The organism is Okeania sp. SIO2B3, from assembly GCF_010672525.1.
In the GTDB taxonomy this organism is placed as follows: domain Bacteria; phylum Cyanobacteriota; class Cyanobacteriia; order Cyanobacteriales; family Microcoleaceae; genus Okeania.
The window spans coordinates 67,930-86,756 of record NZ_JAAHGH010000024.1 but is presented as its reverse complement, the minus strand read 5'-3'; the positions used below and the strand labels follow the sequence as shown (position 1 = coordinate 86,756).

17 protein-coding genes are annotated in these 18,827 nt (G+C 36.9%); 13 read left to right on the top strand and 4 right to left on the bottom strand.

Annotated elements, in window-relative coordinates; genetic code table 11:
- Window positions 1–365 precede the first annotated feature (365 nt).
- The 7 genes from F6K15_RS18350 to F6K15_RS18320 all read left to right on the top strand — a co-directional run bounded on the left by F6K15_RS18350 (window position 366) and on the right by F6K15_RS18320 (window position 6,422).
- Window positions 366–920 carry a TRAP transporter small permease subunit gene (locus tag F6K15_RS18350; protein WP_293063042.1) on the top strand — a complete coding sequence of 185 codons (555 nt, stop codon included), beginning with the start codon at window positions 366–368 and terminating at the stop codon, window positions 918–920.
- Window positions 904–2,247, top strand: coding sequence for a TRAP transporter large permease subunit (locus F6K15_RS18345; RefSeq protein ID WP_293063038.1), 1,344 nt, complete (start codon window positions 904–906; stop codon window positions 2,245–2,247). The genes F6K15_RS18350 and F6K15_RS18345 overlap by 17 nt, the downstream gene beginning before the upstream one ends.
- Before the next feature lie 197 nt (window positions 2,248–2,444).
- Window positions 2,445–2,636, top strand: coding sequence for a hypothetical protein (locus F6K15_RS18340; RefSeq protein ID WP_293063036.1), 192 nt, complete (start codon window positions 2,445–2,447; stop codon window positions 2,634–2,636).
- 945 nt (window positions 2,637–3,581) lie between these two features.
- On the top strand, window positions 3,582–4,742 hold the full coding sequence (locus F6K15_RS18335) for a cupin domain-containing protein (RefSeq protein WP_293063035.1): 1,161 nt from the start codon (window positions 3,582–3,584) through the stop codon (window positions 4,740–4,742).
- Between the two features lie 208 nt (window positions 4,743–4,950).
- On the top strand, window positions 4,951–5,109 hold the full coding sequence (locus F6K15_RS18330) for a hypothetical protein (RefSeq protein ID WP_293063034.1): 159 nt from the start codon (window positions 4,951–4,953) through the stop codon (window positions 5,107–5,109).
- A 27-nt stretch (window positions 5,110–5,136) separates the two neighbouring features.
- The gene (locus F6K15_RS18325) at window positions 5,137–5,409 is read left to right on the top strand and encodes a hypothetical protein (RefSeq protein WP_293063033.1); all 273 of its coding nucleotides are present in this window, start codon (window positions 5,137–5,139) and stop codon (window positions 5,407–5,409) included.
- A gap of 2 nt (window positions 5,410–5,411) precedes the next feature.
- A complete protein-coding gene (locus F6K15_RS18320; RefSeq protein WP_293063032.1) occupies window positions 5,412–6,422 on the top strand; it encodes a sucrase ferredoxin in 1,011 nt (336 codons plus the stop codon).
- Here the strand turns inward: F6K15_RS18320 and F6K15_RS18315 are convergent.
- From F6K15_RS18315 to F6K15_RS18300, 4 genes are all read right to left on the bottom strand, one after another.
- Window positions 6,376–6,846 (bottom strand): GNAT family N-acetyltransferase, encoded by a 471-nt coding sequence (locus F6K15_RS18315; RefSeq protein WP_293063031.1) that lies wholly within the window; start codon window positions 6,844–6,846, stop codon window positions 6,376–6,378. The two genes, F6K15_RS18320 and F6K15_RS18315, sit on opposite strands and share 47 nt — an antisense overlap.
- 653 nt (window positions 6,847–7,499) lie before the next feature.
- Window positions 7,500–8,219, bottom strand: a complete 720-nt coding sequence (locus F6K15_RS18310; RefSeq protein ID WP_293063030.1) for a GUN4 domain-containing protein — start codon at window positions 8,217–8,219, stop codon at window positions 7,500–7,502.
- Window positions 8,220–8,459: 240 nt separating this feature from the next.
- Window positions 8,460–8,966: a D-glycero-beta-D-manno-heptose 1-phosphate adenylyltransferase gene (rfaE2, locus tag F6K15_RS18305; protein ID WP_293063029.1), complete on the bottom strand. Its 507-nt coding sequence runs from the start codon at window positions 8,964–8,966 to the stop codon at window positions 8,460–8,462.
- A 135-nt stretch (window positions 8,967–9,101) separates the two neighbouring features.
- Window positions 9,102–9,797 (bottom strand): response regulator transcription factor, encoded by a 696-nt coding sequence (locus tag F6K15_RS18300; protein ID WP_293063027.1) that lies wholly within the window; start codon window positions 9,795–9,797, stop codon window positions 9,102–9,104.
- A gap of 576 nt (window positions 9,798–10,373) precedes the next feature.
- On the opposite strand from F6K15_RS18300, the gene F6K15_RS18295 reads away from it, so the two are divergent.
- From F6K15_RS18295 to F6K15_RS18270, 6 genes are all read left to right on the top strand, one after another.
- Window positions 10,374–11,207: an HpsJ family protein gene (locus F6K15_RS18295; RefSeq protein ID WP_293063025.1), complete on the top strand. Its 834-nt coding sequence runs from the start codon at window positions 10,374–10,376 to the stop codon at window positions 11,205–11,207.
- A gap of 214 nt (window positions 11,208–11,421) precedes the next feature.
- Window positions 11,422–12,300 carry a glycosyltransferase family 2 protein gene (locus tag F6K15_RS18290; RefSeq protein WP_293063023.1) on the top strand — a complete coding sequence of 293 codons (879 nt, stop codon included), beginning with the start codon at window positions 11,422–11,424 and terminating at the stop codon, window positions 12,298–12,300.
- Window positions 12,301–13,129: 829 nt separating this feature from the next.
- Window positions 13,130–14,347 carry an RNA-guided endonuclease TnpB family protein gene (locus F6K15_RS18285; protein WP_293063022.1) on the top strand — a complete coding sequence of 406 codons (1,218 nt, stop codon included), beginning with the start codon at window positions 13,130–13,132 and terminating at the stop codon, window positions 14,345–14,347.
- 80 nt (window positions 14,348–14,427) lie between these two features.
- A complete protein-coding gene (dxs, locus tag F6K15_RS18280; RefSeq protein ID WP_293063020.1) occupies window positions 14,428–16,335 on the top strand; it encodes a 1-deoxy-D-xylulose-5-phosphate synthase in 1,908 nt (635 codons plus the stop codon).
- Window positions 16,336–16,496: 161 nt separating this feature from the next.
- A complete protein-coding gene (locus tag F6K15_RS18275) occupies window positions 16,497–17,333 on the top strand; it encodes a TauD/TfdA family dioxygenase (protein ID WP_293063019.1) in 837 nt (278 codons plus the stop codon).
- A gap of 294 nt (window positions 17,334–17,627) precedes the next feature.
- Complete coding sequence (locus F6K15_RS18270; RefSeq protein ID WP_293063018.1) at window positions 17,628–18,806, top strand: citrate/2-methylcitrate synthase; 1,179 nt, start codon at window positions 17,628–17,630, stop codon at window positions 18,804–18,806.
- The last annotated feature ends 21 nt before the right edge of the window (window positions 18,807–18,827 follow it).

The window sequence follows — 18,827 nt, the reverse complement described above, 5'->3', positions numbered from 1 at the left end:
TGAGTTTTCTAGGTTCTGGCGTTGGTTGGAGGTGTTTGCCTCTCTCCCTGCGCATTTACTAATCTAGCAACTCTACTTTGGTATGTCAACCCCTTTGAGCAAAATTTTTGATTTTTAGTGGGGAGGAGTTGCTTGTGTATTATGTATAGCAAGGCTTTTAAGAGTTGAAAAAAATCTCAAAAAAATATTAATCCCCATGAAAATAGTCTAATTCAAAATGAAGATGTCCCTAGTTTGAGAACGAGATGTAAATTTTTAAGGCCGTATGCTGTACCAAGGTATTCTGAGAATATATAGTTAAAGTCTGGGGGCAAAATAAAATGTCCAAAACATACTATAAGTTCAATGCTATGGGAGGACTCGTATTGAAAAGACTCCTACGTCTATCTCGGATGATTGATGGTTTGAATGAATTAATTGGACGTCTCACTTATTGGTTAGTCTTACTGATGGTCTTAGTTGGTGTTTGGAATGTCATTGGGCGCTATTTAGGCAGGAGCATTGGTCAAAACTTAACTTCCAATGCTTTCATTGAAATTCAGTGGTATATTTTTGACCTGATTTTTCTTCTTGGTGGAGCTTATTGTGTCAAACATAATGAACACGTTCGTGTAGACATTTTCTATACTAGCTGGAGTCCTAAAAGAAAAGCTCTAGCTAACTTGATTGGTACGATATTATTTTTAATTCCCTTCAGTCTTATTGTTATTTTTGTTTCTTGGGGAGCTGTTTTAAATTCATGGGCTATTCTTGAAACTTCTCCCGATCCTGGTGGGTTACCTCGTTACCCAATTAAGACAATGATTATAGTTTGCTTTGTATTGTTGTTTCTCCAAGGAATTTCTGAAGCAATTAAAAATTTTGCGGTCTTTACAGGTCAACTACCAGGCGATAAGGAGTTTTATGAATCTGAGTATTGAATATGAATGGCTAGGTCCATTAATGTTTGCAGGAGCACTGGTGCTACTGTCTATTGGTTACCCTGTAGCTTTTTCTCTGGGCGGTGTCGCAATAATTTTTGGATTAATAGGTATTGCTTTAGATGTTTTTGACCCCATATTTCTAACTGCAATGCCCCAAAGAATTTTTGGTATTATGGCCAATTATACTTTATTAGCTATACCCTACTTTATTTTTATGGGAGCAATGTTGGAAAAGTCAGGTATTGCAGAACAACTCCTGGAAACAATGGGGATATTATTTGGCAAAGTCAGGGGTGGTTTAGCTCTAGCAGTTGTTCTTGTGGGCGCTCTTTTAGCTGCTACTACTGGTGTGGTTGCTGCTACAGTAGTGGCAATGGGGTTAATTTCTTTACCTATTATGTTGCGGTATGGATATAATAAAGAATTGGCTACGGGTGTTATTGTTGCATCGGGAACTTTGGGGCAAATCATACCTCCTAGTGTAGTTTTGGTAGTATTGGCAGACCAACTAGGAATTTCTGTTGGCGATTTATTTATTGGTTCTATTTTGCCTGGTTTACTAATGGCAGGAACGTTTGCTCTTCATATTCTGGTTGTTGCTTTTATTAGGCCAGACTTGGCTCCTGCTTTACCCGCAGAGGTGCGCAGTCTTGGAGGTAAAGATTTGGGCGCTAGGGTGCTAACAGTAATGATTCCACCATTATTATTAATTTTACTGGTTTTGGGTAGTATATTTTTTGGTATTGCTACGCCGACTGAAGCTGGAGCTGTAGGATGTGTGGGGGCGATCGCTCTGGCTATGGCCAATGGTCGATTTAGTTGGACTTCTTTGAGAAAGGTATGTGATGTGACTCTCAGGACAACTACGATGGTGATGTTTATACTTCTTGGATCGACTGCTTTTAGTTTGGTTTTCCGAGGGGTTGAGGGCGATCGCTTTATGTTTGATTTACTTTCTAATCTTCCTGGGGGAACGACAGGTTTTTTATTTGTCAGTATGACAATTGTTTTTTTGCTTGGTTTTTTTATCGACTTTTTTGAGATTGCTTTTATTGTTGTACCTTTATTTGTACCTGTTGCTCAACAGCTTGGAATTGATTTGGTTTGGTACGGTGTAATATTGGGGGCTAATCTTCAAGCATCTTTTTTAACGCCTCCCTTTGGTTTTGCACTATTTTACCTACGGGGTGTCGCACCTCCAGAGGTTACTACTGGTGAGATTTATAGAGGTGCTATTCAATTTATATTACTTCAGTTATTAGTATTAGTTATAATTATTTCTTTTCCAGGTATTGTTAATTTTCTGCCATCATTAAGCAGATAAAGGTTTCACCTCAAAAGCTTGATCTGAGATATATAGAACTTTTCAGCTCTTTGAAGCAACTTTCAAGCTCCAGCAGTTGCTTAAAAATAATTAAAAATTTTTCTCAACTATTGCATAAATCAAGGAGTTTAATATATACTGATTTTCAACTCCAGTTCATAGGGAGTTATTCAGAACAAATAAGGAAAGATTAAAGTATGTCACAGAGTTTTAATGTTCAGCAAGCTCGGCCTAGTAAGATTCAAATAGAAGTCATAGACATACCTGTGTTACAGGGAAAAAACTCGGCATCTGGATTAAACTTTGATGCAGATGGTGGCGACCGTAATTTTGATGCAGATGGTGGCGACCGTAATTTTGATGCAGATGGTGGCGATCGTCATCATTAATAGTTAAGTATTCAAGTCTTTTAATTTTTGTTTTGAATATTTAGGGGGATAAATACAGAAAGCGAAAACTTCTCTAAAGTTCATCAAACTTACTCATAAGTATAAAACTAAAATGAGTAAGTTTGCTCAGTTGTCTATCCATTGAGTCATTAATTTCGTGGAAAAAGAGTAACAAGAGGGTTGTATAAAACCAGGGAAAATAAATTATTAAATGCTGAGATAAATGGGTCATTTAATATAATTAAAAAAGTAATTCCTGATTTCTTTGACCAAGGAATATAAGGGTTTACCGTTTAACCATGTCGTGGTCGATCTACGACGAACAACTAAGTTTTCAGGTTTTTAAGTAAGTTTGAGTAAGTTTAGTTGAGCTGTTAAGAGTTACCTATTTTCCCTATTTTAACTAGCCATGTAAGTCTTGAACTGGTGACAACTAAACAGAGTTAACCGTAAAAGCTTTACCCCTCCTTAATAAAAAGATTGAGAATATTTTTTTTCAAAATTACATTTATTATATTTTTTTATTTCTTGATACAGTCCAAGAAGCATTTATGGTCATTTCAGTTTAGATTCAGACAATGTTTTCTTGCCACATAAGGGTTTCAGACGAAAAAGTGTTTCATTCTTATTCTGAAAAGACTATACTAGATTAAACTCAATCAAATAATACAAAACCAATTTTAGGGAGCTTTTAATATAACTGGAGAGTACAAAGTTCTTCCCAAGAACAATTTGCGTTGAAGGCTGAAAGTATTACTGTAAAAGCCTTACAGTACTTACAGCTCTCAATAAAGAGTTTTTAACCTTTAGATCGCTGAAAGCCTTAACTAGCAATAGTTATTTCAAGAACTTTGCACTGTCTAGTAATATAAGAAAGTTAAGAATTCTAGAAAAATCCCTCTTAAATTGATTATTCTAAAAAATTAATAGGAAAAATTCTCGATTATGTCATTCCTAAAATATTTAATACAACCATTACCTCAAGAAGAGTTTCTGGAAAACAACTGGACAAAGAAAGCGATCGCCATTTCTAGTAAAGGACAGAAAGATTTTACGGACCTTTTTTCATGGGACAAACTCAACCATCTATTGAACTTTCATCAAATAGAATATCCCGATGTGCGCGTGGCATTTGATGGAAAAGTTCTGGAGGCCAAAGAAAATAGAAATTTTACCCAATGGTGTCAGAAAGGTGGGACCTTAATCATAGACCAAATTCATCAAAGGATTCCAGAGGTTTCAATGTTGGCCTCAAAACTTAGTTATGAGTTAGGATATCCTACTCAGGTCAATGCTTACTGCTCCTGGTCTAGTAAACAAGGTTTTTCTCGTCACTACGATACTCACGATGTATTTATTCTGCAAGTAGAAGGAAGCAAACAATGGTATGTCTACACCGACACTTTAAAATACCCATTGCCAAATCAGAAATCATCCTCTCTTGAACCACCAGAAGAAGAAGCTTATTTAAGTTGTATTTTGCATCCAGGAGATGTACTTTATATACCTCGCGGACATTGGCATTACGCAGTTACAAAAGAGGAACCATCTATTCATCTAACTTTAGGTATTCACAGTAAAACAGGTATTGATTTATTGGAATGGTTAATCTGTAAATTACAACACAGAGAAGAGTGGAGAGAAAGTCTACCTTTAAGAATAGATAATAATTCTTTTAATCTAAGTGTAGAAACCTTAATTCAAGACTTAGAACAGTATATAAATAATCATAATATTAGCGAAGAATATTATAGCTATTTAGATAGTTTGGGAAAACCTATCTATCAATATGCTTTGCCTTATCAAGCTGGATTTAATATTTTTGAGAATGGTATTGAAACTAAGTTTAAAATACCTCAATTTCAACGTTTACAAATTTCTCAAATAGCCGAGGGAGAAGATGAATATAAAATTCTAGTTTCTGGTAAAGAAGTATCTATTAAAGGAGTGCCAGAAAAGTGTATTGAAAATTTATTTAGTCGAGAAACATTTACTGGAAAAGATATCATAAATTTGCTCCCAGATTATGACTGGGAAATAGATATTATGCCAATGTTATCGAAGTTAGTTAATGAAAGAGTTATTTTTGTAGAACCAGGAGTTTAAACATGAATACATATATTTGATAATGGGATTGAAACTAGGCTTAAAATACCTCAACTTCAACGTTTACAAATTTCTCAAATAGCTGAGGGAGAAGATAAATATAAAATTCTAGTTTCTGTTCAATAATTGATAATTAATAATGACCTCTTCTTTTCAAGGAGAGGCTTTAAACCTTAATTATTCGCTAAAGAAGTATCTATTATAAGGAGTGCCAGAAAAGTTTATTGAAAATTTATTTAGTCGAGAAACATTTACTGGAAAAAAGGTCATAAATTTACTACCAGATTATGATTGGGAAATAGATATTATGCCAATGTTTTCGAAGTTAGTTAATGAAAGAGTTATTTTTGTAGAACCAGGAGTTTAAACATGAATACATATATTTGATAATTCCATGAAAACTAAGTTTAAAATACCTCAATTTCAACGTTTACAAATTTCTCAAATAGCTGAGGGAGAAGATGAATATAAAATTCTAGTTTCTGGTAAAGAAGTATCTATTAAAGGAGTGTCAGAAAAGTGTATTGAAAATTTATTTAGTCGAGAAACATTTACTGGAAAAGATATCATAAATTTGCTCCCAGATTATGACTGGGAAATAGATATTATGCCAATGTTATCGAAGTTAGTTAATGAAAGAGTTATTTTTGTAGAACCAGGAGTTTAAACATGAATACATTTTTTTGTGCTGATGCTTGCCGACAAGCAAATGAAGATATTATTGGAAGTGGTACAAACTATTCAATATATGTGTTGATAGAGTGCCCTTACCCTTGGGAGTATAATGCTTCTGATTCTCGTTATTTACCGGAAAACTTAGAGATTTTGATGAGAGAAGTCAATAAATCTCAACTTTCAGTCAGATTTTTACTAATTACTCAAAATCAAAATCAAAGACAAAATAATAGAAAAATTTTAATCTATGAAAAAGATCAAAGTTCATTTATAAATGGTTATAAAAAATATGAATTTGATGTAGATTATCCTGAAAAAATAGCTCCTGTTATTCAAAAATATTTAGCAGGGGATAATTTAGATATTAATAATCAAGAAAATCAAATTAGGGATATGTTAGTTTGTACTCACGGTAGCCATGATAAGTGCTGTGCTAAATATGGTAATCCGTTTTATATGCAAGCTAAAAAAACTATTTCCGAATTGGGTTTAAAAAATACTAGGATTTGGAAAGCAAGTCACTTTGGTGGCCATAGATTCGCACCTACTATGATTGATTTTCCTGATGGTAGATATTATGGGTTACTCAATGGGGAATCTTTTAAGTCTATTTTGCTACGAACGGGCAATATTAAATTATTAGGTGGTGTATATAGAGGTTGGGGTATTTTACCCACTTGTATTCAGGCGTTGGAAAGGGAACTTATGTTCCGTCATGGTTGGGAATGGTTTGAGTGTAAGATTAATTTTTTAGATATTGATATAAATTCTGATAGAACGTTAATTCAAACTCAATTAGCTGTAGTTAAACCTGATGGATCTAGATACACTTGTGAAGGTAGGTTAGTCAAAGATGAAAGTAAAACTATTCAACTTAAAGGTTCCTGCGATGCTACTAATAGTTATGAATTTATTAAGTATTATGTTAGCCATATTAGTTTCACAATTGAACGGAAAATTACTGAGAAAGTGGTTGTAAATTATCCTCACAAAAAAGCAAGTTAAAGTACATAAATTGATGAGGTATGCCTAAAAATTGAAATGGCTCGCCAGTTTCGATAAAACCTATTCTTTTATAGAACTTAGAAGCACTTAGACGAGTCATTACTCTCAAATATTTTAGTTGTTTTTCCTTAGCAATTTCAATGATTTCTTTGGTTAAAGCTGTTCCTATTCCCTGAGATTGAAATTCAGGCAAAACACAAAGATATGCAATACTTCCTAATTCTTTAGATATTTCCCGCAGTCTAGCTGACCCCATAATTTTTTGTTTGCAAGTAGCAATAATATGTAAGGCACTATCTTCATATTCATCTTTTTCTGTTCCTATCTCCATATTTATTGGTGCTCTTAATACTAACCAACGTTGATAATACATTGCATCTTTTTCTTGTTGGTTTTTAATTAAGCGAATTTGAAATTCTCTCATTTTTAAAGCATATTTAATGGGTACATTTCAATTTTGAATAAAGCCAAAAATTTATCGCTTTTAGGCAACAGACAACAGGGAATAGAGGATGAATCGGGAGGGAATATGAATATATAGGAAAAAAGTATTTTTGCAAATATGAGATACACTCTCTTTAATTATGGCTTACCGATTAAATCTCAAACCATTGACTGAGGTTGACTAAAGCCTTTTTTTGGTAAAAAAAAAGGTAATAATTCAGCCGTCAACTATCAGCTTTATTAGCTTGAATTGTATAGGTTAAAAACTCAAAACAAGTCTTTCTTGTGTTTCAATTTATGGGTGAAAAATGTAGTACTAAGTTAAACGAATTTTTACTTCATTCATTAAAAAGCTGTTTGAGTAGTATTCCGCAGGAAATGCTTACGAAAAAAGTACCAGGTGTTCAGTCCAAAACCCTCAAAAAGTTAGGATAAAAGACATACATAATAATTGCATAAAAATCACTCTAACAATTGTTCCAACTACCCCCTAATTAAATTCTATTCTCCGTTCCTTATAACTACTCTCTACCTACTCCCTTCTTCCCCTCCTGGGAGGGGTTAGGGGTGGGTTCCCTACTCCTGAAAAAGACCTTTTCAGCAAACCCTAATTAAAGGTGATCGCCATTCTGATTAAGACCAAGCAGGATGAGATAATATAGAGGCAAACATTCGCACCCCACGCAATAAATTGGATAGGGGTAGATGGCCTTTTGGCGCACTCAAATCCCAAGTAAATTCATTTGGATATCTCGTCCAACTATTCCCATTTTTCCAGCCAATTTTTGGCAACAACTTATCCCAATTTTTATTTACGCTTAACCACATTTCTCTCTGTACAGAATACCCAAATTTACCTTCTGAATAAACCAACCACATAGTATTAATAGTCTGAAAATCTGGAATAGGAATACTATCTACTTCCGAAAAATAAAGCCATTTTCTTTGTATAGCTGCCTCTCCTGCCAATTCACACAATTTTTGCATAGTTAGTTTATCAGCTTCTAAAAAATCTTGATGGGCAAGTTTCACCTGTATATGACTATAGTCAACATTAGATTCTGATTTTATCGGTACAACTCCCAGAGGAAAATTTTTATTTATAAATTCATCAACTTTCGATGAATCTACTTGACGTAACACTTGGTATATTTTTCCTGAAATTATAGTAGGTGAATCTAATTTTTGCCCTTGTAAAAATTCCATTAATATTTGCCAACCATCATTTCCTATTTGTGCCAAAATAGGGATAACCTGTAACTGTTTTTTTTCAGAACCAGATTCTAATTGAGACTGTAGTTCAGCGATATTAAATGAAGCGTTTGTTGTAGAATTAATTCTTGATTCTGCCATAAAATTACTGTGTATTTCAGCTTTTGAAGTTAATTGATAATTAACCGAATAATTAAGGTTTAAAGTCTCTTCCTTAAAAGAGAAAAAAGCGGTCGATCTTCGCAGCTTCCCGTAGGCTGGGATGGATGGGTTTCTTAACCATATCCAATCGACCAAGAAAAGAAAAAAATTTCCTTTTAGTCAATCTTCTTCTTGAAAAGAAGAGGTAATTGTTAATTATTAATTATTAATTGTTGAAAACTATTTATTTTGTAAAATACGATTAATAATTGCAGTAGTGGAATTTGAAACTTCTATTTGAACTAAAGAAATTTTACCACCATATCCCATAACTATTGGTGCTTCTGGCAATGTATCAACCGAGTAGTCCCCACCCTTAACATAGATATCAGGTTTTAGCCGTTCTATAAGATGAGTAGCAGTCGTTTCATCAAACATTACTACTCCGTCCACTGGTTTCAGAGCCACTAAAACTTCTGCCCGTTGGTCTTGGGGAATAATTGGCCTAACAGGATATCCCGATGTTTGTGGCTTAATTTTTTGCACCGAGCGATCGCTATTTAACCCTACTATCAGAGAGCGTCCCAAAGATTTAGCCGCCCATAAATAGCGAATATGTCCTGCATGAAGTAGATCGAAGCATCCATTTGTAAATACTAAAGGTCTCCAATAAGTAGGTTGAGAATTGATTGTCTGTTCTAGTTCAACTAAACTATACAAACCAGAAATTAGTTTTTGGGAGTCCATTCTTTAATATTTATCTTTTATCAAAATAATTGGGTCGCGCCACCCCGCCTTTTAAGGCCAAATATTTTTGGAGTCTTGCTCAAATCCCCGTTACAAAAATAACTTCTGACTTTTGACTTCTGACTTCTGACTTCGTTAAGCTTGACCTTCATTGACATTTTCTTCAGTAGGTGGTTTATATCCATGTTCAAACGCATAACGAACCAACTGGGAGCGATTTTCTAAACTTAGCTTTCTCATTATTTTACTCAAATGAGTTTGTACAGTTCGAGGACTAATAAATAGGCGATCGCTGATCTGTTTATTTGTCAAACCTTGAGCTACTTCCCAAAAAACTCTTTCTTCTGCTGGCGTTAGAGGTAGTGGTTCGGGAGCTTCCTGAGATTTTGTTGTTTGAGTTAGATGCTTTTGAGTCAGCTTTTTGATTTCTAGATGAACTCGACGGGAACGGTCTAATTGAGCCTCAATTTTTGCTACCAATTCTCGCATTTCAAATGGCTTATTTATATAATCATCTGCTCCCATAGATAAACCCACAATTCGGTCTTCTAACTCTCCTTTACTCGATAGAAATATAAATGGTACTAATTGACCCAAGTTACTAGAGCGTAAACGTTGACAAAACTCCAAACCATCCATTTGCGGCATCATTATATCAGAAACAATTAAATCCGGATTTAATTGTTCTAATATTGATAGTGCATCTAAACCAGAATTTGCATCTTTTACCTCATATCCTTGTAATTCTAGATGTCGTTTTAATAGAATTCTTAAGTTATCTTCATCATCTACTATTAGTATTTGTTTCTTGTTCTCAATGTTATCGTTCATTGCTGATTCCATTCTCCTTGTTTACCCATTTATACTAGAATAATATCTTTTTCTATTTCTTTATTTTTACATTAACCTTCTACTTTTAATATGATATTTGTGATTTTCATTAGTCTTCTTTGTGTTAATTGTAACTTTTACCATTATTTCTAGTTTTTAGCAATTACTGAATCAATTAATTTTTTTGATATTTTTATTTAACTTAATACGAAATCTTACCTAATTTATTTGAACATTAGTATAAAAAAGTCAATATGATAGGTTTGAATATCAAAACATTAAACTGTTAAAATAAGCTTAGTCAAGCAACCAAATTGGGTCTTGTAAAGAATAGTAGTAACTTGGCCTATTTATCAACCATTATTACACAATATATACCTCAGTACCATCAATTTCTAAATAGTAGTTATAGAGAAATTCTGATAGATTCTTTGTAAACTCTGCGATAATAGTAAAGACAGATAGCTACATTAATAGCTACAATATATTTTAGCTATTAATGTAGTAGAGTGCATCCTCAGAATTTAAGACCCGCTATACCCAGTGAACGACAATTTTAGAACTTAGTAAAATGCCATGAAAGCAACAAACATTCGTCAATATTCCTCCATAGCTGCTAGGACTCTTACAATAGTAGGGATAATTATGATTTTGTCCTCTCTACTTGACTTTGTAGTATTGTCAATTCCTTTCAATATAAGTAGTAGAGCATGGCAAATTGGTCTAGTGACACAGTTAGTTGATCGAGGAATTATTCCTATGGTAGGGATGGCCTTATTATTTACAGGCTATTGGGTAAGCAGTAATTCTGGCCTTCAAGATAACTCCACATCCTCTATATTAGATTTGAGATTTTGGGGACTTTTACTAGCGAGCTTATTAGGACTAATATATCTGCTACTATTTCCTCTACATTTAAATAATACTCGCCTAGCTCGGGCAGAGGCCATTGAACGAATAAATCAGCAAGCAAGTCAAGCTGAAACACAATTAGAAGCTCGTGTCAGTACTAGCGAATTTCAAAATCAGATACAACAAAGGCAAAGTCAATTAAAGAATCAATTTAGTACTTTGTTAGGAGATGAAACTAGGCTGAATGAAGCATTAGAAAATGAACAATTATCAGCTCAAGTGAAAAGCTTGTTAGAACAATCAAAAGACAATCCTCAAGTTATAGATGAATTTCTCAATCGTCAGGCACAACAATTACCGACTCAACTTTTAACTAGAATTCGTACTCGCAAGCAAGAATTAGAAGAACAAGCTAACACAAATTCTTTTAAATCAAGTCTCAGAACAGGTTTAAGCAGTTTACTTTTAGCAATAGGCTACATTATGATTGGTTGGACAGGTTTAAAAAATATGGGAATTATTAAAGGTAAAGGGCGTCGCCAAAATCCCGCTAGATAGTTAATTGATCCCACAATAATGTCTCACAGTATTTACAGTATTTTAGAGATAAAAACTTTAAATAATTAGGCAGGGCAGTAAGAGCTAATTTTTACCAGTAATAATTTAAGTTTATTCTCGATCGCAATGCTCAATGCCCTATCTTTAGAATATAGTAATTTCAGATCCACATTTACGAGCTTGATAATAAAGAGCAGTTACTAAAATTTACCGAATGTTCTCAATTTATATACTGACTTATAACGAAGAGATAGATATCGCGGCTTGTATTGAGTCAGCAATGTTGTCAGATGACATAATAATAATAGACTCCTTAAGTAGCGATCAGACTGTAGAGATAGCAAAATCTTATGATGTACGAATAGTTCCACATAAATTTGAAAGCCATGGAAAACAACGAACATGGATGCTACAAGAAGTTACTACAAAATACGAATGGGTCTATATCCTAGAAGCAGATGAACGAATGACCCCGGAATTATTCAACGAATGCCTAGAAGTAATAAAAAGTCAAGAATATATTGGGTATTATGTTGCGGAGCGGGTTTTATTTATGGGAACTTGGATTCGCCACAGCACACAATATCCTCGCTACCAGATGCGCCTATTTCGTAAAGACAAAGTATGGTTTAGCGATTATGGTCACACAGAAAGAGAAGTTTGTGAAGGTCCAACAAGTTTTTTGCAAGAAACTTATCCCCACTATACCTGCAGCAAAGGAATTTCTCGGTGGATAGAAAAGCACAATCGCTATTCTACAGATGAAGCAGCAGAAACAGTTAAACAACTAGAAACAGGAAACATATCTTGGAAAAATCTATTTTTTGGAGCTTCAGAAGTAGACAGAAGACGTGCCCTCAAAGATTTTTCCTTACGTTTACCCTTTAGGCCAGTAATTCGCTTCATATATATGTATATTTTTCTGAAAGGATTTCTTGATGGCCAAGCAGGATTGGCTTGGTGTACCTTGCAAGCTTTCTACGAATATCTCATACTAATTAAAGTATGGGAAATGAAAAATATGCCTGTACCATCATTAACTTCAGTCATTGATGATAATTCATCAAAAGTAGAAATAGAGGCACAAGGGTGAAACATAACTTAACCATTGGCTCAACCGGTAAATCGCTATAGTGATTAAGTTGTTGAGTTTAGTGGCTATATATGTAGCCCCACCCACAAAGGCTGATTATTACAAGTTGACATACTCTCCGGCCTAAAGGCACGGAGATTCTCCTGAAACCAGGATTCTTGGTTTGCGCTCCGCAAGGCTATGCCAACAATGAGTCCACTTAAATCAGATACGCAAGCGATACCTCAGCCAGAGATGGTTCTCACGCCTGCGCGTTTGCTCTATTGCCTCTTTCAGAGGAGCTGCGCTATCAAGAGCCTGTTCCCGTATGCCCTACGGTACATTTCAAACCTTAAAAGACTTTGGTTCTCTGGTACTTGGTGCTTAAAGCAATTCCTAAGCACAAGCATTACTGTGCATGCGCCCCATAACTTTAGTTTTCAAGGTGCTAGTTTGCTACGATTAGTAGCTAGGTTTTTAGAGTGGTTGAATACCTTTGCCACTTGTATAAGTATAACACATGCGTCCCCCTAACAGGGGGAGGCTTTAAACCCAATTTTTCGGTAAAAAATTAACTATTGTAGGGGTTTAGGGGAGTGTTAACGAAGTCACAAGTCACAAGTTGTTTTTGTAACGGAGATTTGAGAAAGCCTCCAAAAACATTTCGCCATTTCCCGGCGGGTTGGCGCGACCCAATTATTTTAATAAGTCCCGCGTTCTAAATGAAATGTCAACGTCGGGATACATGGACTCCCCCAAGCTAATTAGATCCGCTCAACCTGGGTAAAATTAGCCAACTTCTTGACGTGTTATCAGTAATAACATATTATGATAACCGGAGGTAAGATCAATGCAATATCAAGCAGTTAAAGTCAGGCTCTATCCAACAACTGAACAACAAGAGATATTGCTACAACACTTTGGTTGCGCTCGTTGGTGGTGGAATTATGCACTTAATATGTGCATTGATACTTACAAAGCAACGGGAAAAGGTTTGACAAGGAACGCATTGAATAAGCGCCTCCCAAAACTCAAAAAGGACAAAGAGACTGAATGGCTGTCTGAATGTTATTCTCAGGTACTTCAAACTACAACTCTCAATTTGGTAACTGCTTATAAGAACTTTTTTGAAGGTAGAGCTGAATATCCGAGATTCAAGTGCAAGAAAAATCGCCAATCTATTCAATACCCTCAGAAAGTCGAAGTTGTTGGCAATTGCCTGAAATTCCCAGGAGCTGTAGGTCTTGTCAAAGCTAAGTTGCATCGACCAATCATAGGGACAATCAAAACAGTGACCATCAGCATGACTCCATCAGGAAGGTATCATGCTTCGGTGTTGAGTGAGCAAGAAGGTGACAAGCCATCACCAAGTAATGAGGGGAAAGTAGCAGGAATTGACTTGGGTCTAAAGGATTTCGCTATTGTGCATGATGGGGTCAAAACATCCAAATATAATAACCCCAAGCACTTAGCCAGACATAAACGAAATCTAGCAAGAAAGCAAGGCAAATTAGCCAGGAAACAAAAGGGGAGTAACTCCAGGGATAAAGCCAGAAAACTGGTAGCTAGGGTTCACGAGCGAGTTAGTAATGTCCGTCAAGACTACTTACATAAGCTTTCAAGAAAGCTGGTTGACGATAACCAAGTCATCGTAGTCGAAAGTTTATATATTAAGGGCATGGTGCGGAACCACAAACTAGCTAAAGCAATATCTGATGTAGGGTGGGGAATATTTGTTAATTTTGTGGCATATAAGCTAGACAAAGAAGGCAAAGTGCTTGTGGAGATTGACAGATGCTTTCCCAGTTCTAAACTCTGTTGTAATTGTCACTATCAAGTTGACGAGATGCCGTTAGATGTCCGTGAATGGACTTGTCCTAGCTGCGGAACTCGTCACGATCGAGATGGCAATGCTGCAATCAATATCAGAGCAGAAGGCATCAGAATGCTATCGGTCTCAGGGACTGGGACTGCTGCTGATGGAGGGGAGGTAAGACCAATGCGAGGACGCAAGTCTAAGTTGAGGCACTCCCCTGTGAAGTCAGAAACCCTCGCTATACCTGTTTAGGGTTAGCGTCGGGTAGTTCACTTGTCAATATTGCCCAGTAAAAATCGTAAATCTACACAAAACTTCAATAAATTTAAAGTATGCATCTGAGCGAAATTTCTCATCCTAACCAGTTGCACGGTCTTTCAATTAGTCAATTAGAAGAAATTGCTAGACAGATAAGAGAAAAACATCTAGAAACCGTTGCTACAAGTGGAGGACATCTAGGCCCGGGATTAGGAGTAGTAGAACTGACCCTGGGTCTCTACCAAACTCTCGATCTCGATCGGGATAAAGTCCTATGGGATGTGGGCCACCAAGCTTATCCCCACAAAATTATCACAGGTCGATATCACAATTTCCATACCTTGCGACAAAAAGATGGGGTGGCAGGTTATCTAAAACGTTGTGAAAGCAAATTCGACCATTTTGGTGCGGGTCATGCTTCTACAAGTATCTCTGCTGCTTTAGGAATGGCCTTAGCTAGAGATATGAAAGGAGAGAATTTTAAGGTAGCAGCGATTATTGGTGATGGCGCTCTAACTGGTGGTATGGCCCTAGAAGCTATTAACCATGCAGGTCACTTACCTAAAACTAATATGCTGGTAGTGCTAAATGATAATGAGATGTCCATCTCTCCTAATGTGGGAGCTATTTCTCGCTATCTTAACAAAATGCGCCTCTCTCCACCAATCCAGTTTCTTAAAGATAACTTAGAAGAACAATTCAAACATATTCCCTTTGTAGGTGAAACCTTTACACCAGAAATGGAAAGGCTCAAAGAAGGGATGAAGCGTTTGGCAGTATCAAAAGTGGGAGCAGTTATTGAAGAATTGGGCTTCACTTATATTGGTCCTGTTGATGGACATAACTTAGAAGAACTAATTACAACTTTCAAGCAAGCTCACGAAATTCCTGGACCTGTATTAGTTCATGTTTCCACAACTAAAGGTAAAGGGTACACAGTTGCGGAAGAAGATCAAGTTGGGTATCATGCTCAAAATCCTTTTAATCTAGCTACTGGAAAAGCTAAACCAGCAAATAAACCTAAGCCTCCTGGGTATTCTAAAGTTTTTGCCCATACCTTGGTTAAACTTGCCGAAAATAATCCTAAAATTATTGGCATTACTGCTGCAATGGCAACTGGCACGGGTTTAGATAAACTTCATGCTAAGTTGCCAAAACAATATATTGATGTTGGTATTGCAGAACAACACGCTGTGACTCTAGCTGCGGGATTAGCTTGCGAAGGGATGCGACCTGTGGCGGGTATTTACTCGACTTTCTTGCAACGAGCTTATGACCAGATTATCCATGATGTCTGTATTCAGAAGTTACCTGTTTTCTTCTGTTTAGACCGCGCTGGAATTGTGGGAGCTGATGGCCCTACTCACCAGGGAATGTATGATATTGCCTATTTACGTTGTATCCCGAATATGGTAATCATGGCACCTAAAGATGAGGGTGAGTTACAACGGATGGTGGTGACTGGGATTGAGTATACAGATGGTCCTATTGCCATGCGATATCCTCGTGGTAATGGTTATGGTGTGCCATTAATGGAAGAAGGTTGGGAAGCTGTTCCTATCGGAAAAGGTGAAATTCTGCGGAATGGTGATGATGTTTTGATATTGGGCTATGGTTCAATGGTACATCCAGCTATGCAAACTGCGGAAATTCTCAGCGAACATGGTATTGCAGCTACAGTGGTAAATGCTCGTTTTGTTAAGCCTTTGGATACAGAATTAATTTTGCCTTTGGCACAACGTATTGGAAAAGTTGTGACTATGGAAGAAGGCTGTTTGATGGGTGGTTTTGGTTGTGCGGTTACCGAAGCTTTGATGGATAATAATGTGCTTGCACCTGTGTTACGTTTGGGTGTACCAGATAAGTTGGTGGATCATGCTAAACCTGATGAGTCGAAAGCTGATTTGGGTTTGACTCCTTCTCAGATGGCAGAACGTATTTTGCAGAGTTTTAAGTCGAAGTTATCCACTGTTAACGTTTAATAGAGTTGTTGGAAGTTTTTAAATAGACTTCTGGTGAAAAGTTAACTTAGGGAGGTTTCATGGAATCTCCCTACAATTTTTTCTCTACAAGGCTTATTTGCTGTCTTATTTAATTTTTATTCTTAAGTAGAAAAAGCAAAATTTATGCAAAAGGGGAAATAATGGACAACGCGGTACACCGCAACTATAGCTACATTAAAGTGCATCCGATCGCAGGTGCAATTGGGGCTGAAATCCAAGGGGTAAATCTGGCAGAACCCCTCAAAAGTGAAGTCGTTGAGGAGATTCGCCTTGCCTTTCTCGATCACTTAGCGATCTTTTTCACTCATCAAGAACTCACCCCTCACCAACAGCTGGCCTTCGCACAGAAGTTTGGTAAGGTAATGGAGTACCCGCTGCTTCAGGGATTGCCTGAATGTCCGCAGATCACACCGGTAGTGAAGTTGGAGCATGAGCGGGCGAACTTTGGGGGTATGTGGCATTCCGATACTACCTATCTAGAGCGTCCACCGATGGGGAGTATCCTCTACGCTGTTGAGATTCCGCCATACGGTGGCGATACTCTTTTCGCCAACCAGTATATGGCTTACGAGACCCTCTCGGAAGGTCTGAAGGAGACCCTGGAAGGACTCGTAGGCATCAATACCTCGTCGAAAGCCCACGCTTTTCTAAGTAATGCTAGTCTAGAGCAGGAGGTGATAGTCGGTGTCCATCCAGTCGTGCGCACGCACCCAGAGACTGGGAGGAAGGGGCTTTACGTCAACATTAACCATACAAAGCACTTTCAGGGGTGGACGGTGCCCGAAAGCCGACCTCTGCTAGACTATCTCTTCGAGCATCAAGTCAGACCGGAGTTCACCTGCCGCTTTCGCTGGCAGCGTGGTTCCCTCGCCTTCTGGGATAATCGCTGCACTCAGCATAATCCGGTGAATGACTATCAAGGGTTCAAACGTATCATGCATCGTGTTACATTGGCTGGTGACAAGCCGTATAATTAATAATTAATAATTAATAATTAATAATTAATTGAAAAACATAAAGCTAGTAAGATATCTGTTATATATGAATGCTCTGGTCTAGATAATTATTAATTGTTAATTGCTTTGAAATTTTCCTTAAGTGTCAATCCCCTTCTTTTAAGAAGTGGTAATTATTAATGGCTTTGTTGCTGAAGCAGCTAAACAAAAAACCGGGTTTATTGCTATAACTTTTGTTGTTCAAATCACGAAATTTTGTCGATAAACCGGGTTTCTGCGTAAGTCCTAAACTCAATTAGAAGGAAGTATTCTAAGATGGAATATCGATATCACGGTACAGATATAGACGGACCTACCCTTAATCCAGAGGAACTATACGTTCGGAATAGGAACCTGAACGATTTAATTGGTAATTTGACATTTACTGGGGCTATTTATCACTTATTGATGGGCAAAGAGGCGACTCCATCCCAAGAACAACTTCTCGATCGCTATCTTACCAGTGCGCTATCTTCTTTAACAGATGAGGATACAGCTATAGAAGTGATTAAAACTGTAGTCGCTTCGGGTGCAACCTATTCTCAGGCAATTATTGCAGGGTTAATGGTTGACAAAACGAAATCATTTGAACAGACGATCGCGCTCGTTGACTTGGAGGCAATAGGATTGGATCGAAACAATCAAATTGGGCTATATTATGTCGGTCTAATTCCTTCTTTAATGGTTATTGCTCTCGAAAGTATCCAGTGGGTTCAAGAAAATAAGGAAAAATTTTTTGACTACCAAAAAATTGATGGGAAAAGAGTTTTGACTGAGGGGAAAGACTATATTGAATCTATATTTACGCTTTGTACTAACAGAAATTTTAGCAACTCAACTGAGAGAAAAATATTCAACGATATTATGGTTAGCTTGCACGCTGGTTGGGGGTTTCTTGCTCCCTCAGTTATGTTGCCCAGGGTTGCCACCAGTACAAGAGTTCCTATGCACCAAGCGATCGCAGCAGGTTTTACAGCGGCAGGACCGTCCCATGTTGGAGCTTGCGAAAAAGCAATGGAGTTTTTTACTGCCGTTCACAAACAATGTTCAGGAGATATAGAAGCAGTAACGATCGAGATATTGGAAGATCGCCTGGCTAAAAAGGAGAAGATCCACGGTTTTGGACACCCAATGTTTAAGGTAGATTCAAGAAACCCTCGTTTACGGTCAATTATATCAGAGATCGATATGCGATCGGACTTTATTCAAATTTATGATATTACGGCAGAGTTTTTGAAAGAGAAACGGGGAATTCATCCGAATATTGATAGCATTAGTGCTGCTGTATTTTTGTCTCTGGGAATGAGACCCCCCTATGGAACAGGACTATTCCTCTGTTCGCGCACTTCGGCAATGGTTGCTCATATTCTGGAGCAAAAAGATAAACCTCCTTTTGGTGCTACCAGTGAGGAAATTCGCAAATGGTTTGGTCCTTTTGCTGTCGGTGTGAAGTAAAAATTAATAGATTTGAGAACA

Bases quoted from the DNA above. Each gene is read 5' to 3' on its own strand.
- F6K15_RS18295 (WP_293063025.1), top strand. From the start codon at position 10,374: ATGAAAGCAACAAACATTCGTCAATATTCCTCCATAGCTGCTAGGACT.
- dxs (WP_293063020.1), top strand. From the start codon at position 14,428: ATGCATCTGAGCGAAATTTCTCATCCTAACCAGTTGCACGGTCTTTCA.
- F6K15_RS18345 (WP_293063038.1), top strand. From the start codon at position 904: ATGAATCTGAGTATTGAATATGAATGGCTAGGTCCATTAATGTTTGCA.
- F6K15_RS18335 (WP_293063035.1), top strand. From the start codon at position 3,582: ATGTCATTCCTAAAATATTTAATACAACCATTACCTCAAGAAGAGTTT.
- F6K15_RS18270 (WP_293063018.1), top strand. From the start codon at position 17,628: ATGGAATATCGATATCACGGTACAGATATAGACGGACCTACCCTTAAT.
- F6K15_RS18300 (WP_293063027.1), bottom strand. From the start codon at position 9,797: ATGAACGATAACATTGAGAACAAGAAACAAATACTAATAGTAGATGAT.
- F6K15_RS18310 (WP_293063030.1), bottom strand. From the start codon at position 8,219: ATGGCAGAATCAAGAATTAATTCTACAACAAACGCTTCATTTAATATC.
- F6K15_RS18340 (WP_293063036.1), top strand. From the start codon at position 2,445: ATGTCACAGAGTTTTAATGTTCAGCAAGCTCGGCCTAGTAAGATTCAA.
- F6K15_RS18290 (WP_293063023.1), top strand. From the start codon at position 11,422: ATGTTCTCAATTTATATACTGACTTATAACGAAGAGATAGATATCGCG.
- F6K15_RS18285 (WP_293063022.1), top strand. From the start codon at position 13,130: ATGCAATATCAAGCAGTTAAAGTCAGGCTCTATCCAACAACTGAACAA.
- F6K15_RS18275 (WP_293063019.1), top strand. From the start codon at position 16,497: ATGGACAACGCGGTACACCGCAACTATAGCTACATTAAAGTGCATCCG.
- F6K15_RS18325 (WP_293063033.1), top strand. From the start codon at position 5,137: ATGAAAACTAAGTTTAAAATACCTCAATTTCAACGTTTACAAATTTCT.
- F6K15_RS18320 (WP_293063032.1), top strand. From the start codon at position 5,412: ATGAATACATTTTTTTGTGCTGATGCTTGCCGACAAGCAAATGAAGAT.
- rfaE2 (WP_293063029.1), bottom strand. From the start codon at position 8,966: ATGGACTCCCAAAAACTAATTTCTGGTTTGTATAGTTTAGTTGAACTA.
- F6K15_RS18315 (WP_293063031.1), bottom strand. From the start codon at position 6,846: ATGAGAGAATTTCAAATTCGCTTAATTAAAAACCAACAAGAAAAAGAT.